The 15,675-nt window shown below is 70.9% G+C and carries 15 protein-coding genes and 1 tRNA gene; 9 read left to right on the top strand and 7 right to left on the bottom strand.

Translation table 11 applies throughout. The features are described 5' to 3' along the window. Positions 1-55: 55 nt before the first annotated feature. A complete protein-coding gene (locus EXE50_RS04420; protein ID WP_053772766.1) occupies positions 56-652 on the bottom strand; it encodes a DNA-3-methyladenine glycosylase in 597 nt (198 codons plus the stop codon). 140 nt (positions 653-792) lie between these two features. Here EXE50_RS04420 and EXE50_RS04425 point away from each other — a divergent pair, with 140 nt between their 5' ends. Further along, positions 793-2,775: a 3-hydroxyacyl-CoA dehydrogenase/enoyl-CoA hydratase family protein gene (locus tag EXE50_RS04425; RefSeq protein ID WP_137704459.1), complete on the top strand. Its 1,983-nt coding sequence runs from the start codon at positions 793-795 to the stop codon at positions 2,773-2,775. Here the strand turns inward: EXE50_RS04425 and EXE50_RS04430 are convergent. From EXE50_RS04430 to EXE50_RS04440, 3 genes are all read right to left on the bottom strand, one after another. Beyond that, positions 2,738-3,445: a class I SAM-dependent methyltransferase gene (locus EXE50_RS04430; RefSeq protein WP_137704460.1), complete on the bottom strand. Its 708-nt coding sequence runs from the start codon at positions 3,443-3,445 to the stop codon at positions 2,738-2,740. The genes EXE50_RS04425 and EXE50_RS04430 overlap by 38 nt on opposite strands. A 70-nt stretch (positions 3,446-3,515) precedes the next feature. Beyond that, positions 3,516-4,562 (bottom strand): aspartate-semialdehyde dehydrogenase, encoded by a 1,047-nt coding sequence (gene asd, locus EXE50_RS04435; RefSeq protein ID WP_137704461.1) that lies wholly within the window; start codon positions 4,560-4,562, stop codon positions 3,516-3,518. A gap of 351 nt (positions 4,563-4,913) precedes the next feature. Continuing rightward, positions 4,914-5,996 carry a hypothetical protein gene (locus EXE50_RS04440; protein WP_053772795.1) on the bottom strand — a complete coding sequence of 361 codons (1,083 nt, stop codon included), beginning with the start codon at positions 5,994-5,996 and terminating at the stop codon, positions 4,914-4,916. Positions 5,997-6,187: 191 nt separating this feature from the next. On the opposite strand from EXE50_RS04440, the gene EXE50_RS04445 reads away from it, so the two are divergent. Together EXE50_RS04445 and EXE50_RS04450 are read left to right on the top strand one after the other, a co-directional pair. Continuing rightward, complete coding sequence (locus EXE50_RS04445; protein WP_053772771.1) at positions 6,188-6,922, top strand: MBL fold metallo-hydrolase; 735 nt, start codon at positions 6,188-6,190, stop codon at positions 6,920-6,922. Positions 6,923-6,986: 64 nt separating this feature from the next. Then, entirely contained in the window at positions 6,987-7,697 is a 711-nt protein-coding gene (locus EXE50_RS04450) for a hypothetical protein (protein ID WP_137704462.1), read from the top strand. A 20-nt stretch (positions 7,698-7,717) separates the two neighbouring features. On the opposite strand, the gene EXE50_RS04455 is transcribed toward EXE50_RS04450, so the two are convergent. Beyond that, positions 7,718-7,790, bottom strand: a tRNA-His gene (locus tag EXE50_RS04455). Positions 7,791-7,934: 144 nt separating this feature from the next. On the opposite strand from EXE50_RS04455, the gene EXE50_RS04460 reads away from it, so the two are divergent. After that, on the top strand, positions 7,935-8,390 hold the full coding sequence (locus EXE50_RS04460; RefSeq protein ID WP_053772773.1) for a DUF5814 domain-containing protein: 456 nt from the start codon (positions 7,935-7,937) through the stop codon (positions 8,388-8,390). A 71-nt stretch (positions 8,391-8,461) separates the two neighbouring features. On the opposite strand, the gene EXE50_RS04465 is transcribed toward EXE50_RS04460, so the two are convergent. Then, positions 8,462-9,964, bottom strand: coding sequence for an MATE family efflux transporter (locus EXE50_RS04465; protein WP_137704463.1), 1,503 nt, complete (start codon positions 9,962-9,964; stop codon positions 8,462-8,464). A 217-nt stretch (positions 9,965-10,181) separates the two neighbouring features. Between EXE50_RS04465 and EXE50_RS04470 the strand changes: the two genes are divergently transcribed. From EXE50_RS04470 to EXE50_RS04490, 5 genes are all read left to right on the top strand, one after another. Continuing rightward, positions 10,182-11,078: a COX15/CtaA family protein gene (locus EXE50_RS04470; RefSeq protein WP_255510282.1), complete on the top strand. Its 897-nt coding sequence runs from the start codon at positions 10,182-10,184 to the stop codon at positions 11,076-11,078. Between the two features lie 112 nt (positions 11,079-11,190). Continuing rightward, positions 11,191-11,994, top strand: a complete 804-nt coding sequence (locus tag EXE50_RS04475) for a basic amino acid ABC transporter substrate-binding protein (protein WP_053772776.1) — start codon at positions 11,191-11,193, stop codon at positions 11,992-11,994. 1 nt (position 11,995) lies between these two features. After that, a complete protein-coding gene (locus EXE50_RS04480; RefSeq protein ID WP_053772777.1) occupies positions 11,996-12,802 on the top strand; it encodes an amino acid ABC transporter permease in 807 nt (268 codons plus the stop codon). After that, positions 12,799-13,545 (top strand): amino acid ABC transporter ATP-binding protein, encoded by a 747-nt coding sequence (locus EXE50_RS04485; RefSeq protein ID WP_137704464.1) that lies wholly within the window; start codon positions 12,799-12,801, stop codon positions 13,543-13,545. Before EXE50_RS04480 ends, EXE50_RS04485 begins: the two co-directional genes overlap by 4 nt. After that, positions 13,545-14,471 carry an amino acid ABC transporter permease gene (locus EXE50_RS04490; protein WP_137704465.1) on the top strand — a complete coding sequence of 309 codons (927 nt, stop codon included), beginning with the start codon at positions 13,545-13,547 and terminating at the stop codon, positions 14,469-14,471. The genes EXE50_RS04485 and EXE50_RS04490 overlap by 1 nt, the downstream gene beginning before the upstream one ends. 3 nt (positions 14,472-14,474) lie before the next feature. Here the strand turns inward: EXE50_RS04490 and EXE50_RS04495 are convergent, their stop codons facing one another. Beyond that, positions 14,475-15,551 carry a zinc-dependent alcohol dehydrogenase family protein gene (locus EXE50_RS04495; RefSeq protein ID WP_137704466.1) on the bottom strand — a complete coding sequence of 359 codons (1,077 nt, stop codon included), beginning with the start codon at positions 15,549-15,551 and terminating at the stop codon, positions 14,475-14,477. Positions 15,552-15,675: the final 124 nt, after the last annotated feature.

Below are 15,675 nucleotides of genomic sequence, written 5' to 3' on the forward strand. Positions count from 1 at the left end.
GCCGCACGTCTACGACCGACTCCCCGCGCTCGACCGCCGCCGGCTCGTCGCCGACTCACGACTCGTACTCGGCCCAGACGTACCGCGTGCCGTAGCTCCGGTAGGGGCGCCACGCCTCGCCGATCTCGCGCATCTCCGCGCGCGACAGCTCCTCGCCGTCGTTGTAGATCCGTTCGATTCCCTTCCGCACTGCGAGGTCGCCGAGCGGCAGCACGTCCTCGCGACCGAGCGCGAAGATCAGGTACATCCGCGCCGTCCACTCGCCCACCCCGCGGATCTCCGTGAGCCGGTCGACGACGGCCGCGTCGCTCAGGTCCGCCAGCCCCTCCCGGGTGAGGTCGCGCTCGCCGTCGCGGAACGCGTCGGCGGCGTTCCGCAGGTACTCGACCTTCGTGGCGCTGAGCCCGGCCTCGCGCAGCGCCGCCTCGTCGGCCGCGAGGACGCGGTCGGGCGTCGGGTCGCCGCCGAGGGCGTCCACGAACCGCTCGCGGATGGCCGCCGCGGAGGCGGTCGAGAGCTGCTGGTTCACGATCGAGGCACAGAGCCGCGCGAACTCGTCGCCCGCGGGCGCGACGTCGAGGGGGCCGTGACGGTCGATCAGCGCGGCCATCGTCGGGTCCTCGCGCAGGGTGGCCGCGACTCGGTCGTCCATGTCGGAACCCGGGGACGCACGCGGGAGTACGATTCGGTTCGGACCGCCGCGGCGGGGGCGGCCCGCCCGAATAAACTTACTTCGAGTTTGGCGTTTGGAAGATGGAAACGTTCAACCATGACGGTTCCGACCGTTCGAGTATGCAACTCGAAGACGTCCAGCGCGTGGCAGTGCTCGGCGCCGGGAACATGGGACACGGCATCGCGGAAGTGGCCGCCCTCGCCGGCTACGACGTGTCGCTCCGGGACATCAACGACGAGCTCGTCCAGAAGGGGTACGACCAGATCGAGTGGTCGCTCGGCAAGCTCGCCGAGAAGGACCGGATCGGCGACGACGAGGCCGACGCGGCGCTCGACCGCGTCGACGCCTTCGTCGACCTCGGAGACGCGCTCGACGGCGCCGACGTGGTCGTCGAGGTCGTCCCCGAGAAGATGGCGATCAAGAAGGACGTGTACGACGAGGTCGTCGAGCACGCCCCCGAAGAGGCCGTCTTCGTCACCAACACCTCCAGTCTCTCCATCACCGAACTGTCCGAGGTCACCGACCGGCCCGAGCGCTTCTGCGGCATGCACTTCTTCAACCCGCCGGTGCGGATGGACCTCGTCGAGGTCATCTCCGGGAAGCACACGAGCGACGACACCCTGGAACTGATCGAGGGGCTCGCGGAGTCGATGGGGAAGACCCCCGTCCGCGTCCGGAAGGACAGTCCCGGCTTCATCGTCAACCGCATCCTCGTCCCGCTGATGAACGAGGCGGCGTGGATCGTCGAGTCCGGCGACGCGACGATGGAGGCCGTCGACTCCACGACGAAGTTCGACATGGGCCTCCCGATGGGCTCGTTCGAGCTGGCCGACCAGGTCGGCATCGACGTGGGCTACCACGTGTTGGAGTACATGCACGAGGTCCTCGGCGACGCCTACCGCCCGTGCCCGCTGCTCGGCGAGAAGGTCGAGGCGGAGGACCTCGGCAAGAAGACCGGCAAGGGGTTCTACGACTACGAGGACGGCGACGGCGCCCAGATCCCGACCGACGCGGTCGACGCCGACGTCCGCCGCCGCCTGCTCGCGGTGATGGCCAACGAGACGGCCGGCCTCATCGGCGACGACGTGGCCGACGCCGACGACATCGACGAGGCGGTGAAGCTGGGCGCCGGCTTCCCTGACGGCCCGGCCAAGCTCGCGGACGAGGAGGGGCTCGCCGCCCTCGTGGAGACGCTCAACGCGCTCGCGGAGGAGACCGGCGAGGCGCGCTACGAGGCGACCGACTACCTGCGCGAGGCGGCCGAGGAGGGCGGGTTCCGCGGCGACGGCGACGCCGACGCGGACGACGGCCCCGACTACGAGGTGCTGAACGTCGAGGTCGACGCCGAGAGCCGGGTCGGGCACGTCGAGATCGACCGCCCGCACCGGATGAACACGATCAGCGGCGAGGTCCTCGACGAGCTCGCCGACGCGGTCGACCGGCTGGACGACGACGACGAGGTCCGAGCGATCCTGCTCTCGGGCGCGGGCGACCGCGCCTTCTCCGCGGGCGCCGACGTCCAGAGCATGGCCGCCGGCGGCGCGGACCCGATCCACGCGGTCGAGCTCTCCCGACAGGGCCAGCAGACGTTCGGCAAGCTGGAGTCGTCCGACAAGCCCGTGATCGCCGCCATCGACGGCTACTGCCTCGGCGGCGGGATGGAGCTCGCGACCGCCGCGGACATGCGGATCGCCTCCGAGCGCTCCGAGCTGGGCCAGCCCGAGCTCGACCTCGGCCTGCTGCCGGGGTGGGGCGGCACGCAGCGGCTCGCGCGGATCGTCGGCGAGGGGCGCGCGAAGGAGATCATCCTCACCGCCGACCGCTACGACGCCGAGACGATGGCCGAGTACGACTTCGTCAACGAGGTCGTCCCGGACGACGAGCTCGACGAGCGCGCGCGGGAGCTGGCCGAGCAGCTGGCCGGCGGCCCGCCGATCGCCCAGAAGTACACGAAGCGCGCGATCCACGCCGGTCGCACCGACAACGAGGCCGGCCTCGAAGTGGAGGCGATGGGCTTCGGCCACGTGATGAACACGGACGACCTCATGGAGGGCATCACGGCGTTCATGGGCGACGGCGAGCCGGAGTTCGAAGGGAAGTAACGACGGACCCGGCCGCGGTGCGGGTCTCCCACCGGACTGCGGTCTGGCCCTCCAACCGCGCCGTGAAGAACGTCCAGCGCGCGTCGTCGCCCTCCGCGAGCGAGTCTCCCGCCCTCGACTCCCGTTCGACGACGAAGCCGGCGGTCCGGAGGTGTCGCCGGGGCGCTTCCGCCCCCGCGATGTCCCACTGCATCTCGACGCCGGTGTCTAGCCAGTCCGCGTTCTCGCCGTGCCACGGTTCCGGTCCCTCGGAACAGAGGAGTCGCCCGCCGTCGACGAGGACGCGCGCGAACTCGTCGACCACGGCCTGATGCTGTTCGGCCGGAACGTGGATCAGCGAGTGGTACGCCGTCACCGCGTCGAAGGCGCCGTCGCCGAAGGGCAGCCGAACCATGTCGCCCTGCGCGAGCGCCGCGTCCGGGACGCGGTCCGCGGCCAGCTCCAGCTGCCGGCGGGAGACGTCGAGTCCGGTCGCGGTCGCCGACGCGCTCAGATCGCTGAGGACGGGGGTACCCTGTCCGCACCCGGCGTCGAGAACGCGCGCCGACGCGGGGAGCGCGCCGAGGAAGTCGGCCAACACCTCGCGTCCGCGGCCGGTCTCGTTGCGGTCCGCTGCGTACGCCTCGGCGAGCCGGTCGTACCCGCGGCGTACCGTCTCCTTGTCCACCATGGATCCGAGACGTGAGGGCGGCCGGTTCAATACTTCGCTGAGGTCGCCCGCCGCATCCGACGGCGACCGCTCAGACGTACCCTTCCTCGACGAGCAGCTCGCCGTTGAGCAGCGAGGCGCCGGCCGCGCCGCGGATCGTGTTGTGCGCGAGGCAGTTGTACTTCGCGCCGGCGTCGGTCGACTGGACGCCGCCGGCGACGATCCCCATCCCGTCGGCGTACGTGCGGTCGAGGCGGGGCTGCGGGCGCTCGGGCTCGTCGTCGCCGAACACCTTGATGAGCTGGTCCGGCGAGCTCGGCAGGTCGCCGACGCCCTCGAACGAGCGCATCGCCTCGCGGAGGTCAGCGGCCGAAGGGTCCTCGGCGAACTCCGCGAAGACGTTCTCAAGGTGGCCGTCGAGCGTCGGGATCCGGTTACAGGAGGCGGCCACGTCGGCGTCGTGGAGCGCGACCTCGGCGCCGTCGAACTCGCCGAGCAGCTTGCGCGACTCCGTCTCCATCTTCTCCTCCTCGCCGCCGATGTGCGGGATGGCGTTGTCGATGATCTCCATCGAGGTGACGCCGGAGTAGCCGGCGCCGGAGACGGCCTGGAGCGTGGAGACGCGGACGCTTTCGAGGCCGAACTCGTCGATCGCCGCGAGCGTCGGCACCATCGTGATCGTCGAGCAGTTGGGGTTCTTCACCAAGGCGCCGTCCCAGCCGCGCTCGTCGCGCTGGACCTCGATCAGGTCGAGGTGGTCCGGGTTGATCTCGGGGATGGTGAGCGGCACGTCCGCGGCCATGCGGTCGTTCGAGGAGTTCGAGGAGACGACGTAGCCGGCCTCCAGGAACGCGGGCTCGACCTCCGCGGCGACGCCCGAGGGGAGCGAGGAGAAGAGGAGGTCCACGTCGGCGTCGGCGATCCCCTCCGGGGCCGTCTCCGCGACCTCCATCTCGGCCGCGTCCGCCGGGATCGGCGTGTCGACGCGCCACTTGGCCGCCTCGCGGTACGTCTCGCCCGCGCTCTCCGAACTCGCCGTGACCGCGGCGAGGTCGAAGGTCGGGTGGTCGTCGAGCAGCTGGATGAATCGCTGGCCCACGGCGCCGGTGGCGCCGAGGATACCGACTCGGACAGACATTGCGCGTGGGTCCGTGACAGGGACGTAAGTGCGTTCGGATAGGCGTCGATACCGCCGGACGCCCGAGGCCGGCGGCGAGCGGGGCCGTTAAGCCCCTCCGGGCGCAACGTCGGCTCGCGCGCCATCAGTCCCCGCCCGAGTACTCCCCGATGGGAGCGATGACAGCGCGGAGAACCCAGGCGCGTGACATCGGTCGCACACGCGACCCGCCCGTCGCCGCGCAGGCGACCGCCCGCCACGAGGGTTTCCCGGTCGACGCGGCACGCCGCCGGAGATGAGACCGGTCGTTAGTGTCGCGGGCGACATCTTCCGCCGCCGAGCGCGCGGTCTCCCCGAGAGCGACCGCGCTCGCTACTCGGAGTCGCGCAGCACCAGCGGCCCGATGGCGAGCGTGCGCTTCGCGAGCGTGAGCACGCGGAGCAGGTAGGAGACGAAAAGCGAGAACGGGAGGAGCGCGACCGCGAACGCGCCGCCGACGGCGAGCGTCACGTGGGCGACGCCGAGCGTGCTCCCCGGGAACGTGCCGGCGTCGACGACCGTGACCATGAGGCCCGCGACGGCCAGCGCCGGCACCGCGGCGTACAAGATCAGGCGCGAGAGGTCGATCAGCGCCCACTGGAAGTACAGCGTCTTGACGTGCTCGCGGGCGGGCCCGTACAGCGACACGGTCGCTTTCAGCTCCCCGAGGAGCCCGCGCTCGTCGTCGGTGAGGGCGTCGTCGTGCTCGGTGGCGATGCGCTCTATCTGTCCGATCTTCGGCCCGTAGTCGAAGTTGAGCGCGGCGAAGACGACGTCGAAGGAACCGAACTCGGCGCCGTCGAGCTGGCCGCGCACGGCGTCGGCGTTCCCGGTGAGTCCGGTCGCGAGGTCGTCGACCTCCGCTCGGAGCGCGTCCCGACTGGACCCGTCGCCGTCGTCTCCCTGACCCTCCACCGAGTCGCGGAGATCCCGAGCGCGCCCCGCCGCCGCGCCGAGGATCGCGTCGAGGAACGCGGCCGGGTCCGTGGGCGCCGGCCCGCCGGTCAGGTCCGCGATGTCGTCCCGGACGGCGAGCGTGTCGTCCATGCGGTCCCGCTGGTCGCCGAGCGGGCCGTTCTCCTGCGTGAGCACGAGCTGTCCGATCGTGACGACGAGCGTCGCCCCCGTGACGATCGCGGTGATCATCGACGCGAACAGCGTCTCGATGGGGTCGCTCGATCCGACCTTCGTCGCGAGCGACGGCGAGAGCGCGACCGCGACGGCGACGAACGCGACGAAGACGGCCAGCGTCAGCACCGCCGCGACGACGAGCCGGTCCGCGCGCAACAGCAGCCAGAGCTTCACCCGGTTCTCGCCGGCGCGCTCGCGCATCGTGTCGGCGGTGTCCGTTTCGCCCGCGTCGGCGGCGTCCGCGTCGTCGCTCGCGCTCGACGACCCCTCGGACGACCCGCTCATCCCGACCCGACGCCCGTCGCGCGGTCGCCACCGGTCCCGTCGCTCGTGGAGCGCAGACCGCGCGGGCTCACGTCGACTCACGTCCGTTCATGACGCAGGGGTTGACCCGCGGCCGACAAATAACTCGCGGACGCCGCGGTCGGCGGCGGTCCCGCCGCAATCCACAACATGCCGCTCGTCGAAGGGGCGGTATGTCGACCGACGCCGCCCTCGACGTCACCCTCGTCCGCAACGCCACGGTCCTCGCGACCGTGGACGAGACGACATTCCTCGTCGACCCGGTGTTCGCCGAGCGGGGCGCGCTGCCGCCGATCGACGACACGCCGAACAAACGGAACAACCCGCTCGTGCCGATGCCGGACATCGACCTCGCGCACGACGCGGTGGTCGTCACCCACCGCCACCCCGACCACTTCGACGAGGCGGCGGTCGAAGCGCTCGACCCGGACGTGCCGCTGTTCTGCCAGCCGGCCGAAGCGGACGCGTTCGTCGAGGACGGCTTCACCGACGTGCGGCCGGTCGAGGGGCCGGCGTCGTTCGACGGCGTCACGCTCCGCCGGACGCCCGGCCGCCACGGACACGGGGAACTGGCCGAGGCGATGGGCCCCGTCTCCGGGTTCGTCTTCGAGGGTGCGGAGACGCTGTACCTCGCCGGCGACACGGTCTGGTACGAGCCGGTGGCGGAGACGCTCGCGCGGGTCGAGCCCGACGCGGTCGTCCTCAACGGCGGCGCGGCGCGGTTCAATCGGGACGAGCCGATCACGATGGGCGTCAACGACGTGCGGGCCGTGCGCGATGCGACCGACGCCGCGGTCGCCGTGGTCCACATGGAGGCGATCAACCACTGCCTGCTCTCGCGCGAGGAGCTCCGGGCGGCGACCGAAGACGTGCTGGTCCCGGAAGATGGGGAGCGGATCGGGTTCTGACCGCCACGCCGTCCCGCGCTGCGGACCCCCGGCGGTTTTGTGTGTCACCCCGGTACGCAGTCGTATGTCCCGCGCTTCGGACCTCGATCGGTTCTACGACCTCCTCGATCGTCTCGAAGCGAACGTCGGCGGGAAGCGGCGTCTCGCGGAGTGTACCGGGCGCATGGACTGGCCCGAGCGAGGGGTCTACTTCTTTTTCGCGAGCGGAGGGGCCCGAGAGGCGACAGACCAGCTGCGAGTCACGCGCGTCGGCACGCACGCCGTCTCGACGGGGTCCGGAACGTCGCTGTGGACTCGGCTGCGGGCGCACCGCGGAGCGAACCGCGGGAGCTACGAGGGCGGCGGGAATCACCGCGGCTCGGTGTTCCGCAGGCACGTCGGCCGGGCCATGATCGAACGGGACGAGCTCGGCGACGAGTACCCCCGCTGGGGCAAGGGGTCGACCGCCGACCGCGAGCGTCGCCTCGCGGAGCTGGCCCACGAGCGCCGAGTCAGCGAGTATATTCGCGACCTCCCGTTTCTGTGGGTCCACATCGGGGACGAGCCGGGCCCCGAGAGCGACCGCGCGTACGTCGAACGGAACGCGATCGCGCTCGTCAGCAACTTCGAGCGAGACTCCGTCGACCCCCGGAGCGACGAGTGGTTAGGACGAGAGAGTCCTCGCAACGAGATAACCGACTCGGGACTGTGGAACATCGCGCACGTTGACGAGCGACATGAAGCGGGGTTTCTGGATCGACTCGCCGACGCGGTCGACGGAACCTCCGGTCTCTGACTTACGCCGATTCAAAGAAGGTCCGGGTGCGAGAATTGAACCCGCGTCTCAGCCTCCACAAGGCTGAAGGATAGTCCACTACCCTAACCCGGACACGCGTCGAAACGTATCTCGCTTCGGTAAATAACGGTTACGACTCCAGGACGGGCGTGGCATCGAGTGGCGTCCCGAGCGGGCCGTCGTCGGCCCCGGTCACCGCGTCGTTTTTGAGGCGCGCCGGCGTATCGACGGGTACCCGTGGCCTTCACCGACAAGATCTACGTGAAAAACCACCGGCAGCTCGCCTCACAGCTGGAGGCGAACATCCCGAAGGGGGCGTTCGCCGGCGCCACCCTCGACCTGCTGTTCACCGGCGACGGGCTCTCGAAGCTCGACGAGACGACCCGCGACCGCGTGCTCGACTTCGCGGAGGACTTCCTCGACTGCGACTGCGATTCGAACCCCTACTGCGGCTGCCCCGAGGAGAAGTTCATGCGCTACGTCCTCGAACTGCGCGCCGAGGGGCTCGGGCCGCAGGCCATCGTCGACGTGATGACCGACGACTACATGGTGTACGCGTACACCGGCGACGTGCTCTCCTTCCTCGACGACTCCGTCCGCAAGCTGGAGGCGATCGAGACGCTCGCGGACGTCGACGGCAACGGCGAGATGTCCGAGCGGGCCCGGAAGGCGAAGCGGGAGCTGTCCGGATAGCGACCGGATCGAAGTCGAGCTGTCGACGCCACGCCCGCTCACTGGGTCCGCGCCCGCGAAAGTTCACGGTGTCAGTCGTCGTCCGGCGACGTCACGTCGGTACCGATCTCGTCGACGGCCGCGCCGTCCTCCGTGAGGTTCCCGTCGCGCCACGTGTCGCGTTCGAACCAGAGGTACGCGACGACGCCGCCGACGACGTTGGAGACCGGGAACGCGATCCAGAGGCCCATCGCCCCGAGCGAGCCGGCCGCGACCCACGCGACCGGGAGCCGGACGAAGCCGAGCGTGATCAGCGAGATGACGGCCGCGATCATCGTGTGGCCGGCGCCGCGGAAGCCGCCGGTGTAGGCGCGCATGGCGCCGATGAACCCGAAGGAGAGACCGCTCACTTGGAGGAACGTCGTCGCGTGGTCGACGACGGCGGGGTCCGGGGAGAACACGCCCGCGATCGGCCGCGCGGCGAGGACGATGACCCCGCTGCCGACCGTGAGCAGCCCGAGCATGGCGCGGGCGCCGAAGTGGTTCGTCTCGGCGGCGCGGTCCGGCTCCCCGGCGCCGATGTTCTGCCCCGTCATCGTCTCGATCCCCTGCGAGACGGCGAGCGCCGGCAGGAAGATGACCGAGAAGATCCGCGTCCCGATGCCGTACGCCCCGCTCACCGCGTTCGGGAAGTTGGCGACGACGAGGAGGAGCGCGGTGATCGAGACCGAGCGGGCGGCGCCCTCCGCGGAGGCCGGCAGCCCGATGCCGAGGATCGTCTTCCCGAACTCCGGGTCGGGGAGCATCTCCGAGAGCCGGATCTGGACCCCGCGGTCCCCGCGGACCATGATCCGGAGTCCGACGAGGAGCGCGAGCGCCCGGGACCCGACCGTCGCGATCGCGGCGCCGCCGATGCCCCACCCGGTGAACCCGGTCGCGTCGAGGGCGGCAGCCTCGACGCCGCCGAGGCCGAGCGCGCCGAACAGCGGGTTCGCGTCGAACCCGAAGATGAATATCGGGTCCAGGAGGATGTTGAGGACGACCGAGCCGGCCATGACGTACATCGGCGTCACGGTGTCGCCGTAGCCGCGCATCAGCGACATGAACACCGCGAAGCCGAACACGGCGAAGAGGCCCACCGCGTACACGCGCATGTACTCGACGACGAGCGGCGCGACGGTCTCGTTCACGCCGAGGAGCGCCGTGATGTCGTCGACGAGGACGTAGCCCAGCACGCCGAAGACGACGGAGATGACGGCGGCGTACGCCATCGTCTGCGAGGCGGCGTAGGCGGCGCGCTCCTCGTTGCCGGCGCCGGTGTGTTGGGCGACGAGGACGCTCCCGGCGACGGAGACGCCGAGCGCCAGCGAGATCATCAGGAAGACGATCGGGAACGCGAACGTGATCGCGGACAGCGCCTCGGTGCTGTAGCGCCCGAGCCAGAAGGTGTCGGCCAGGTTGTACAGCACCTGAAAGAGGTTCTGGACGACGATCGGGAGGGAGAGGAAGAACAGCGGCCACCCGATGTCGCCGGAGGTGAGGTCGAGCTCGTCGGCGCCCTTGAACAGCGAGCCGACGGCGTCGCGGAGGCCCATCAGGCGATCGCCTCCGCGTGGGTCGGGCCGTCGCGTTCGGGGAGGGGACTGTGCGGGGGATCGGGGCTCCGGCGGTCCGTGTCTGCCATTCGGTGTACACCGATACTGACTGACTGGTCAGTCAAAAGCGTTCGGAAGCCGGCGGCCCGCGGCGAGCGCTTCCCGGCGACGAGGAGCGGCCGAACGGTCTAAGTGCGCGCGCGCCCGAATCCAGCCAATGAGTCTTCGGCCCGCGTGGCTAACGTTCAGGCGATACGCGGCGGCGACGACGGGGATGACGCTCGTCCTCTTCTCGCTCGGCGTCTACACCGCGGCGACGGGATCCGGGCTGGCGTGCCAGGCCCAGTGGCCGCTGTGTTCCGACCAGCTCATCCCCGCGCTGACGATCAACCCCGACTTCATCGAGTGGTTCCACCGCGCGTGGGCGATGGTGACCGGCTTCCTCATCATCGGGGTCGCCGGGTGGACGTGGCTCGGCTCGGGGTTTGAGCGCCGGACCAAGCTGGCGGCGACGCTCGCGGTCGCGATCCTCCCGCTCCAGATCACCGTCGGCGCGATCACCGTCACCCTCAGCGGGCTCGTGCCCGGCGGGTACACGGTGTCGACGCACGCCGCGCACCTAGTCGTCGCGCTGACCATCTTCACGCTGCTCGGACTGGCGACCATCTGGGGCGGCGGGCGCGGGACCGCGCGGCTCCTCCGGGCGGCGGGGGGGATCGCGGTCGCCGGCGTCGTCGCCAGCGCGGCCTTCTCGCGCGCGGTGCCGTTCCTCACCTACGCGCCGCCCGCGCAGGCGGCGTTCTACATCACGGGCCTCGCCGGTCACCTCGGGCTCGTCGCGACGGTCGCGTACGCCACGGAGGCCGTCCGCGTCGGGTACGACGGGCTCGACGCCGGCACCGCCGGCACCGTCCGCGCGCTCGCCGTTGGCTCGATGGGCGCGCTCGTGGGCACGCTGCTGCTCGGCCGCGACCTGGTCCTGTACACCGCCGTCTGGCAGCAGGTCAACCTCGTCGCGCTGGGCGTCGCGATCGCGCTCGCCGCGGGCGCGGCGTGGACCCTCCGCGGGGCCGACGAGATGCGCGACGGCGCCGCGCCGATCGGCGGGGACTGAGCGGCGCAGTTTTTGCCAGATCCGTCCGTCCGAGCCCGGTCTCCCCGTCGATACGTGGAAACCACCGTCCGAGGGAGGAAAGGTTAAAACCAATCGCCGCACTCGCACAGGTATGACACACCACGCCGATTCCGACGTGAGCCGTCGGACGTACCTGAAGCTGACCGGCGGATCGGCCGCCGTCGGACTGACCGGCGTCGCCGGCTGCCTCGGCGACAGCGGGAGCGCCACGACGATCACCCCCGGAACCGCGCCCGGGTTCCCGCCGTTCGAGATGCGGCAGGACGGCGAACTGGTCGGGTTCGACGTCGACCTGCTCGAAGCGGTCGTCGCCGAGACCGACTACGAGATCGGCGAGTGGGCGACCTTCGAGTTCGAGGGGCTCATCCCGGCGCTCACGCAGAACGAGGAGATCGACGTCATCGCCGCCGCGATGACGATAAACGAGGAGCGCCGGCAGACGATCGCCTTCTCTGACCCCTACTGGGAGTCCGACCAGGCGATCCTCGTGCGCGAGGGGGGCGACTTCCAGCCGTCCGGGTGGAGCGACTTCGAGGGCACCCGGGTCGGCGCGCAGTCCGGCACCACCGGCGCGAACCAGGTGGAGACGAACCTCGTCGACGAGGGGATCATCTCGTCGGACAACTTCTCGACGTACGGCAGCTACGTCCTCGCCGTCGAGGACCTCGCGAACGGCAACATCGACGCTGTCGTCGTCGACAACCCCGTCGCCGAGACCTTCGCCGCGAACCGCGACGTGACGATCGCGTTCGTCGAGGAGACCGGCGAGCAGTTCGGCTTCGGCATCCGGCAGAACGAGTCGGAGCTCCAGTCCGCGCTCAACGACGGCCTCCAGACCGTCCGCGACGACGGCACGTACCAGGAGATCACCAACACCTGGTTCGGGCAGGAGTAGGATGTCGGTCTCGGGGTCGCTCGCGCTCGCCGCGGCCGCCAGCCTCGGGGCCCCGGACCCGACGGCGAGCGGCGCCCTCCTGTCGGCCGTCGAGTCGATCGACTGGTGGCTCGTCGGCGACCCCGCGGACTGGTGGTTCGTCGTCCGGAACGCCGACTACCTCGGCGGCGGGCTCCTGTTGACCGTCGGGCTCACCGTCGCGTCGATCCTGCTCGGCTTCCTCGTCGGCTTCCCGGCCGGCGCGGTGGAGGTGTACGGGGACGGGCTCTCGAAGCGCCTCGTGGAGACGGCCGGCGTCGTCCTCCGCGGGACCCCCATCGTGGTCATCCTCCTCGTCATGTACTTCGTCCTCGGCGTCCCGCAGGTGAACCTCGGCGTCGGATCGATCTCGCCGGCGATCTCGGCCGGGATCTTGGGGCTCGGACTGCGGAGCGCGGCGTACCAGTCGCAGATCTTCCGCGCGTCCCTGTCGAGCGTCGACGACGGGCAACTGGAGGCGGGCCGGGCCGTCGGTCTCTCCCGGTTCGAGGCGATCCGCTACGTCGTCGTTCCGCAGGCGCTCCGCCGGTCGATCCCGGGGTTCCAAAACGAGTTCACCATCGTGTTGAAGGACACGAGCATCGTCTTCGCGATCGGCCTCGCGGAGCTTCTGACCCGCGGCTACGACCTGTTCACGGAGCAGACGACCGCGGTCCTCGAAGTCATCCTGTTCATCAGTGCCATCTACTTCGTCCTCACGTTCACGACGAACCGCGCGCTCGATTACCTCGGCACCCGCTACGCGATCCCGGAGGGTGAGTCGGCGTGACTGACGACGGCTTCCTCCGCGTGAGCGAGGTCTCGAAGTGGTACGGCGACGAGCAGGTGCTCGACGAGGTCTCCTTCGGGATGGACCGCGGCGACGTGACCGTCCTGATCGGGCCGTCCGGCTCCGGGAAGTCGACGATGCTCCGCTGCGTCAACCGGCTCGCGGAGGCCCAAGAGGGGTCGATCACGCTCGACGGCGAGGAGGTGCTCTCGCCCGACACCGACGTCGACGAGCTCCGGCGCGAGGTGGGGATGGTGTTCCAGAGCTTCAACCTGTTCGCGCACCTCACCGCGGTCGGCAACGTCGCGCTCGGCCCCCGGCGCGTGCTCGGGCTCTCCGAGGACGCGGCCCGGGACCGCGCGGCGGACCAGCTGGAGCGCGTCGGGCTGGCCGCCCAGCTGGACTCGTACCCCGCGGAGCTGTCGGGCGGGCAACAGCAGCGCGTCGGGATCGCCCGCGCGCTGGCGATGGAGCCGAAGCTCATGCTGTTCGACGAGCCGACGAGCGCGCTCGACCCGGAGCTCATCGGCGAGGTGCTGGAAGTGATGCGCGGGCTGGTCGACGACGGGATGACGATGCTCGTCGTCACCCACGAGATGAGCTTCGCGCGGGCCGTCGCCGACGAGGTCGTGTTCCTGGACGACGGCCGGGTCGTCGAGCGCGGGCCGCCCGAACAGCTGTTCGAACGACCCGAGCGGGACCGGACCGCCCGGTTCCTCGACCGCATCGCGAGCCACGAGTGATGGCGGGGGCGACGCGACCGCGGACGGTCGGCGAGCGCGTGGCCGACGCGGACGAGTCCGCCGGCCGGCTACTGCTGGTCGCCGCCGGCGCGCTGTTCTGGGGCTGGCTCGTCGTCAGCTGGGGCAACCGGTGGCTCGGCGGCGCGATCGCCCCGGTCGGCGAGCCGCTCGTCGCACCGGACGCCGTCGAGGCCGCGCTCGCCGGCGTGCCGGGGCTCGCCGGGGTGGCGGCCGACGCCGCGTTCGTGGTCGAGCTCACGCCGGTCCTCGCGCAGGGGACGTGGCTCACCGTGGTCATCACCGGCGTGAGCCTCGTCTGCGGCTTCTTCATCGCCGTGCCGCTGGCCGTCGCGCGGGTGTACGGTCGGTTCTCCGCGTGGCTCTCCTTGGGCTACACCGAGCTGTTGCGCGGCACGCCGCTCCTCGCGCAGCTGTTCGTGCTCTACTACGGGCTGAACCTGGCGGCGTCGGTCCCGGCGGTGCTGTCCGGCGTCTTCCCGCGCGAGGTGGTCTGGGTAGCGATCCTCGGGTTCACGCTCAACGGGGCGGCCTACCAGGCCGAGTACATCCGCGGCGCTGTCGAGAGCGTCGACGACGGGCAGATCACCGCGGGGCGGGCGATCGGGCTCTCGAAGCTGGAGTCGATATACCACGTGGTCCTCCCGCAGGCGCTCCGCTACGCGATCCCCTCGTGGACGAACGAGTTCGTCTACCTGATCAAGTACTCGTCGCTGGCGGGCTTCATCACGGTCCCGGAGCTGTACTACATGGCCAACCAGGTCGCGAGCGACACCTTCCGGTACACCACCGTCTTCCTCGTGCTCGGCGCGATGTACCTCGCGCTCGTGTTGACGGCGTCGAAGGTCATGGAGCGCGTCGACGAGCGCGTCGCGATCCCCGGGCTCGGGGCGGACCGCGAGCGGTGACGCTCACCCCTCGAAGTCGGTGACGACCTCGACGCCCCGCACGTCGTACTCCTCCATGGCGGCGAGCCGGTCCGACACCTCCGACAGCGACAGCTCCCGGGCGACCAGCGCGCCGGGGTCGATCCCGGTCGCCTCGATCAGCGCGAACAGGTCGTCGTAGCTCGTCGGGGGCATCCCGCGCGAGCCGAGGAAGGAGATCTCCCAGCGCGTCATCCAGTCGGTCGGCAGCGACACCTCGCCCCGCTCCGCGTCCGTGGTGAGCCCGACCTGGACGTGCGTGCCGCGCGGGCGCAGCGACCGGACGGAGTTGCGGCAGGTCTCCGCGATCCCCAAGGCGTCGAGCGAGGCGTCGGCGCCGCCGTCGGTGAGGGCGCGGACCCGCTCGGGGACGGACTCGTCTCCCGGGAGCGACCCCGCGTTCACGGTCTCGGCCGCGCCGAACTCGGCCGCGAGCGCGAGGGCGTCGGGGTCGAGGTCGACCGCGATCACGCGGGCGCCCAGCGCGGCGGCGATCTGGACCGCGGAGAGCCCGACGCCCCCGCAGCCGTGGACCGCGACGGCGTCGCCCCCGCCGACGGTCGCCCGCTCGGCGAGGGCGTGGTACGCGGTCATGTAGCGGCAGCCGAGCGCAGCGGCCGCGGTCGCGTCGAGCCACTCGGGGCGCTCGACGAGGTTGTAGTCAGCCGCCGGAACCGCCACGCGCTCCGCGAACGCGCCCGGCGCGGCGGCCTCGAACCCCAGCGCCCGGCCGTCCTCGCAGACGTTGCCGGCCCCGCGGCGGCAGTGCGGGCAGGTGCCGTCGCCGAGCGAGAAGGGGACGACCACGCGGTCGCCAGGTTCGAACCGATCGACCTCCCCGCCGACGGCGACCACCTCGCCGGCCGGCTCGTGGCCGAGGACCTGGCCGCGCGCGACGCGGTCGGCCGCCCACTCGCCGTGGCCGGCCCAGGCGTGCCAGTCGCTGCGGCAGACGCCGCAGGCGTCGACGCTGACGACGGCGCCGTCCGGGCCGGGGTCGGGCTCGGGGAGGTCGCGGACCGCGAGCGGCTCGCCGTACTCTCGCAGGATCGCTGCGCGCATACGGCGATCCACCGGGGGCCGCGACAAAGGTCTCTCGGCGTCGCGGGGGCCTGCCCTGTTATTTTCGCACTTTTCAGACTTGATCTCAGCGTATGACAAGTGATAGTCGAGTAAGGTTTATACT

Origin of the sequence: Halorubrum sp. ARQ200, from assembly GCF_005435115.1 — an archaeon.
Classification (GTDB): Archaea; Halobacteriota; Halobacteria; order Halobacteriales; family Haloferacaceae; genus Halorubrum; species Halorubrum tropicale.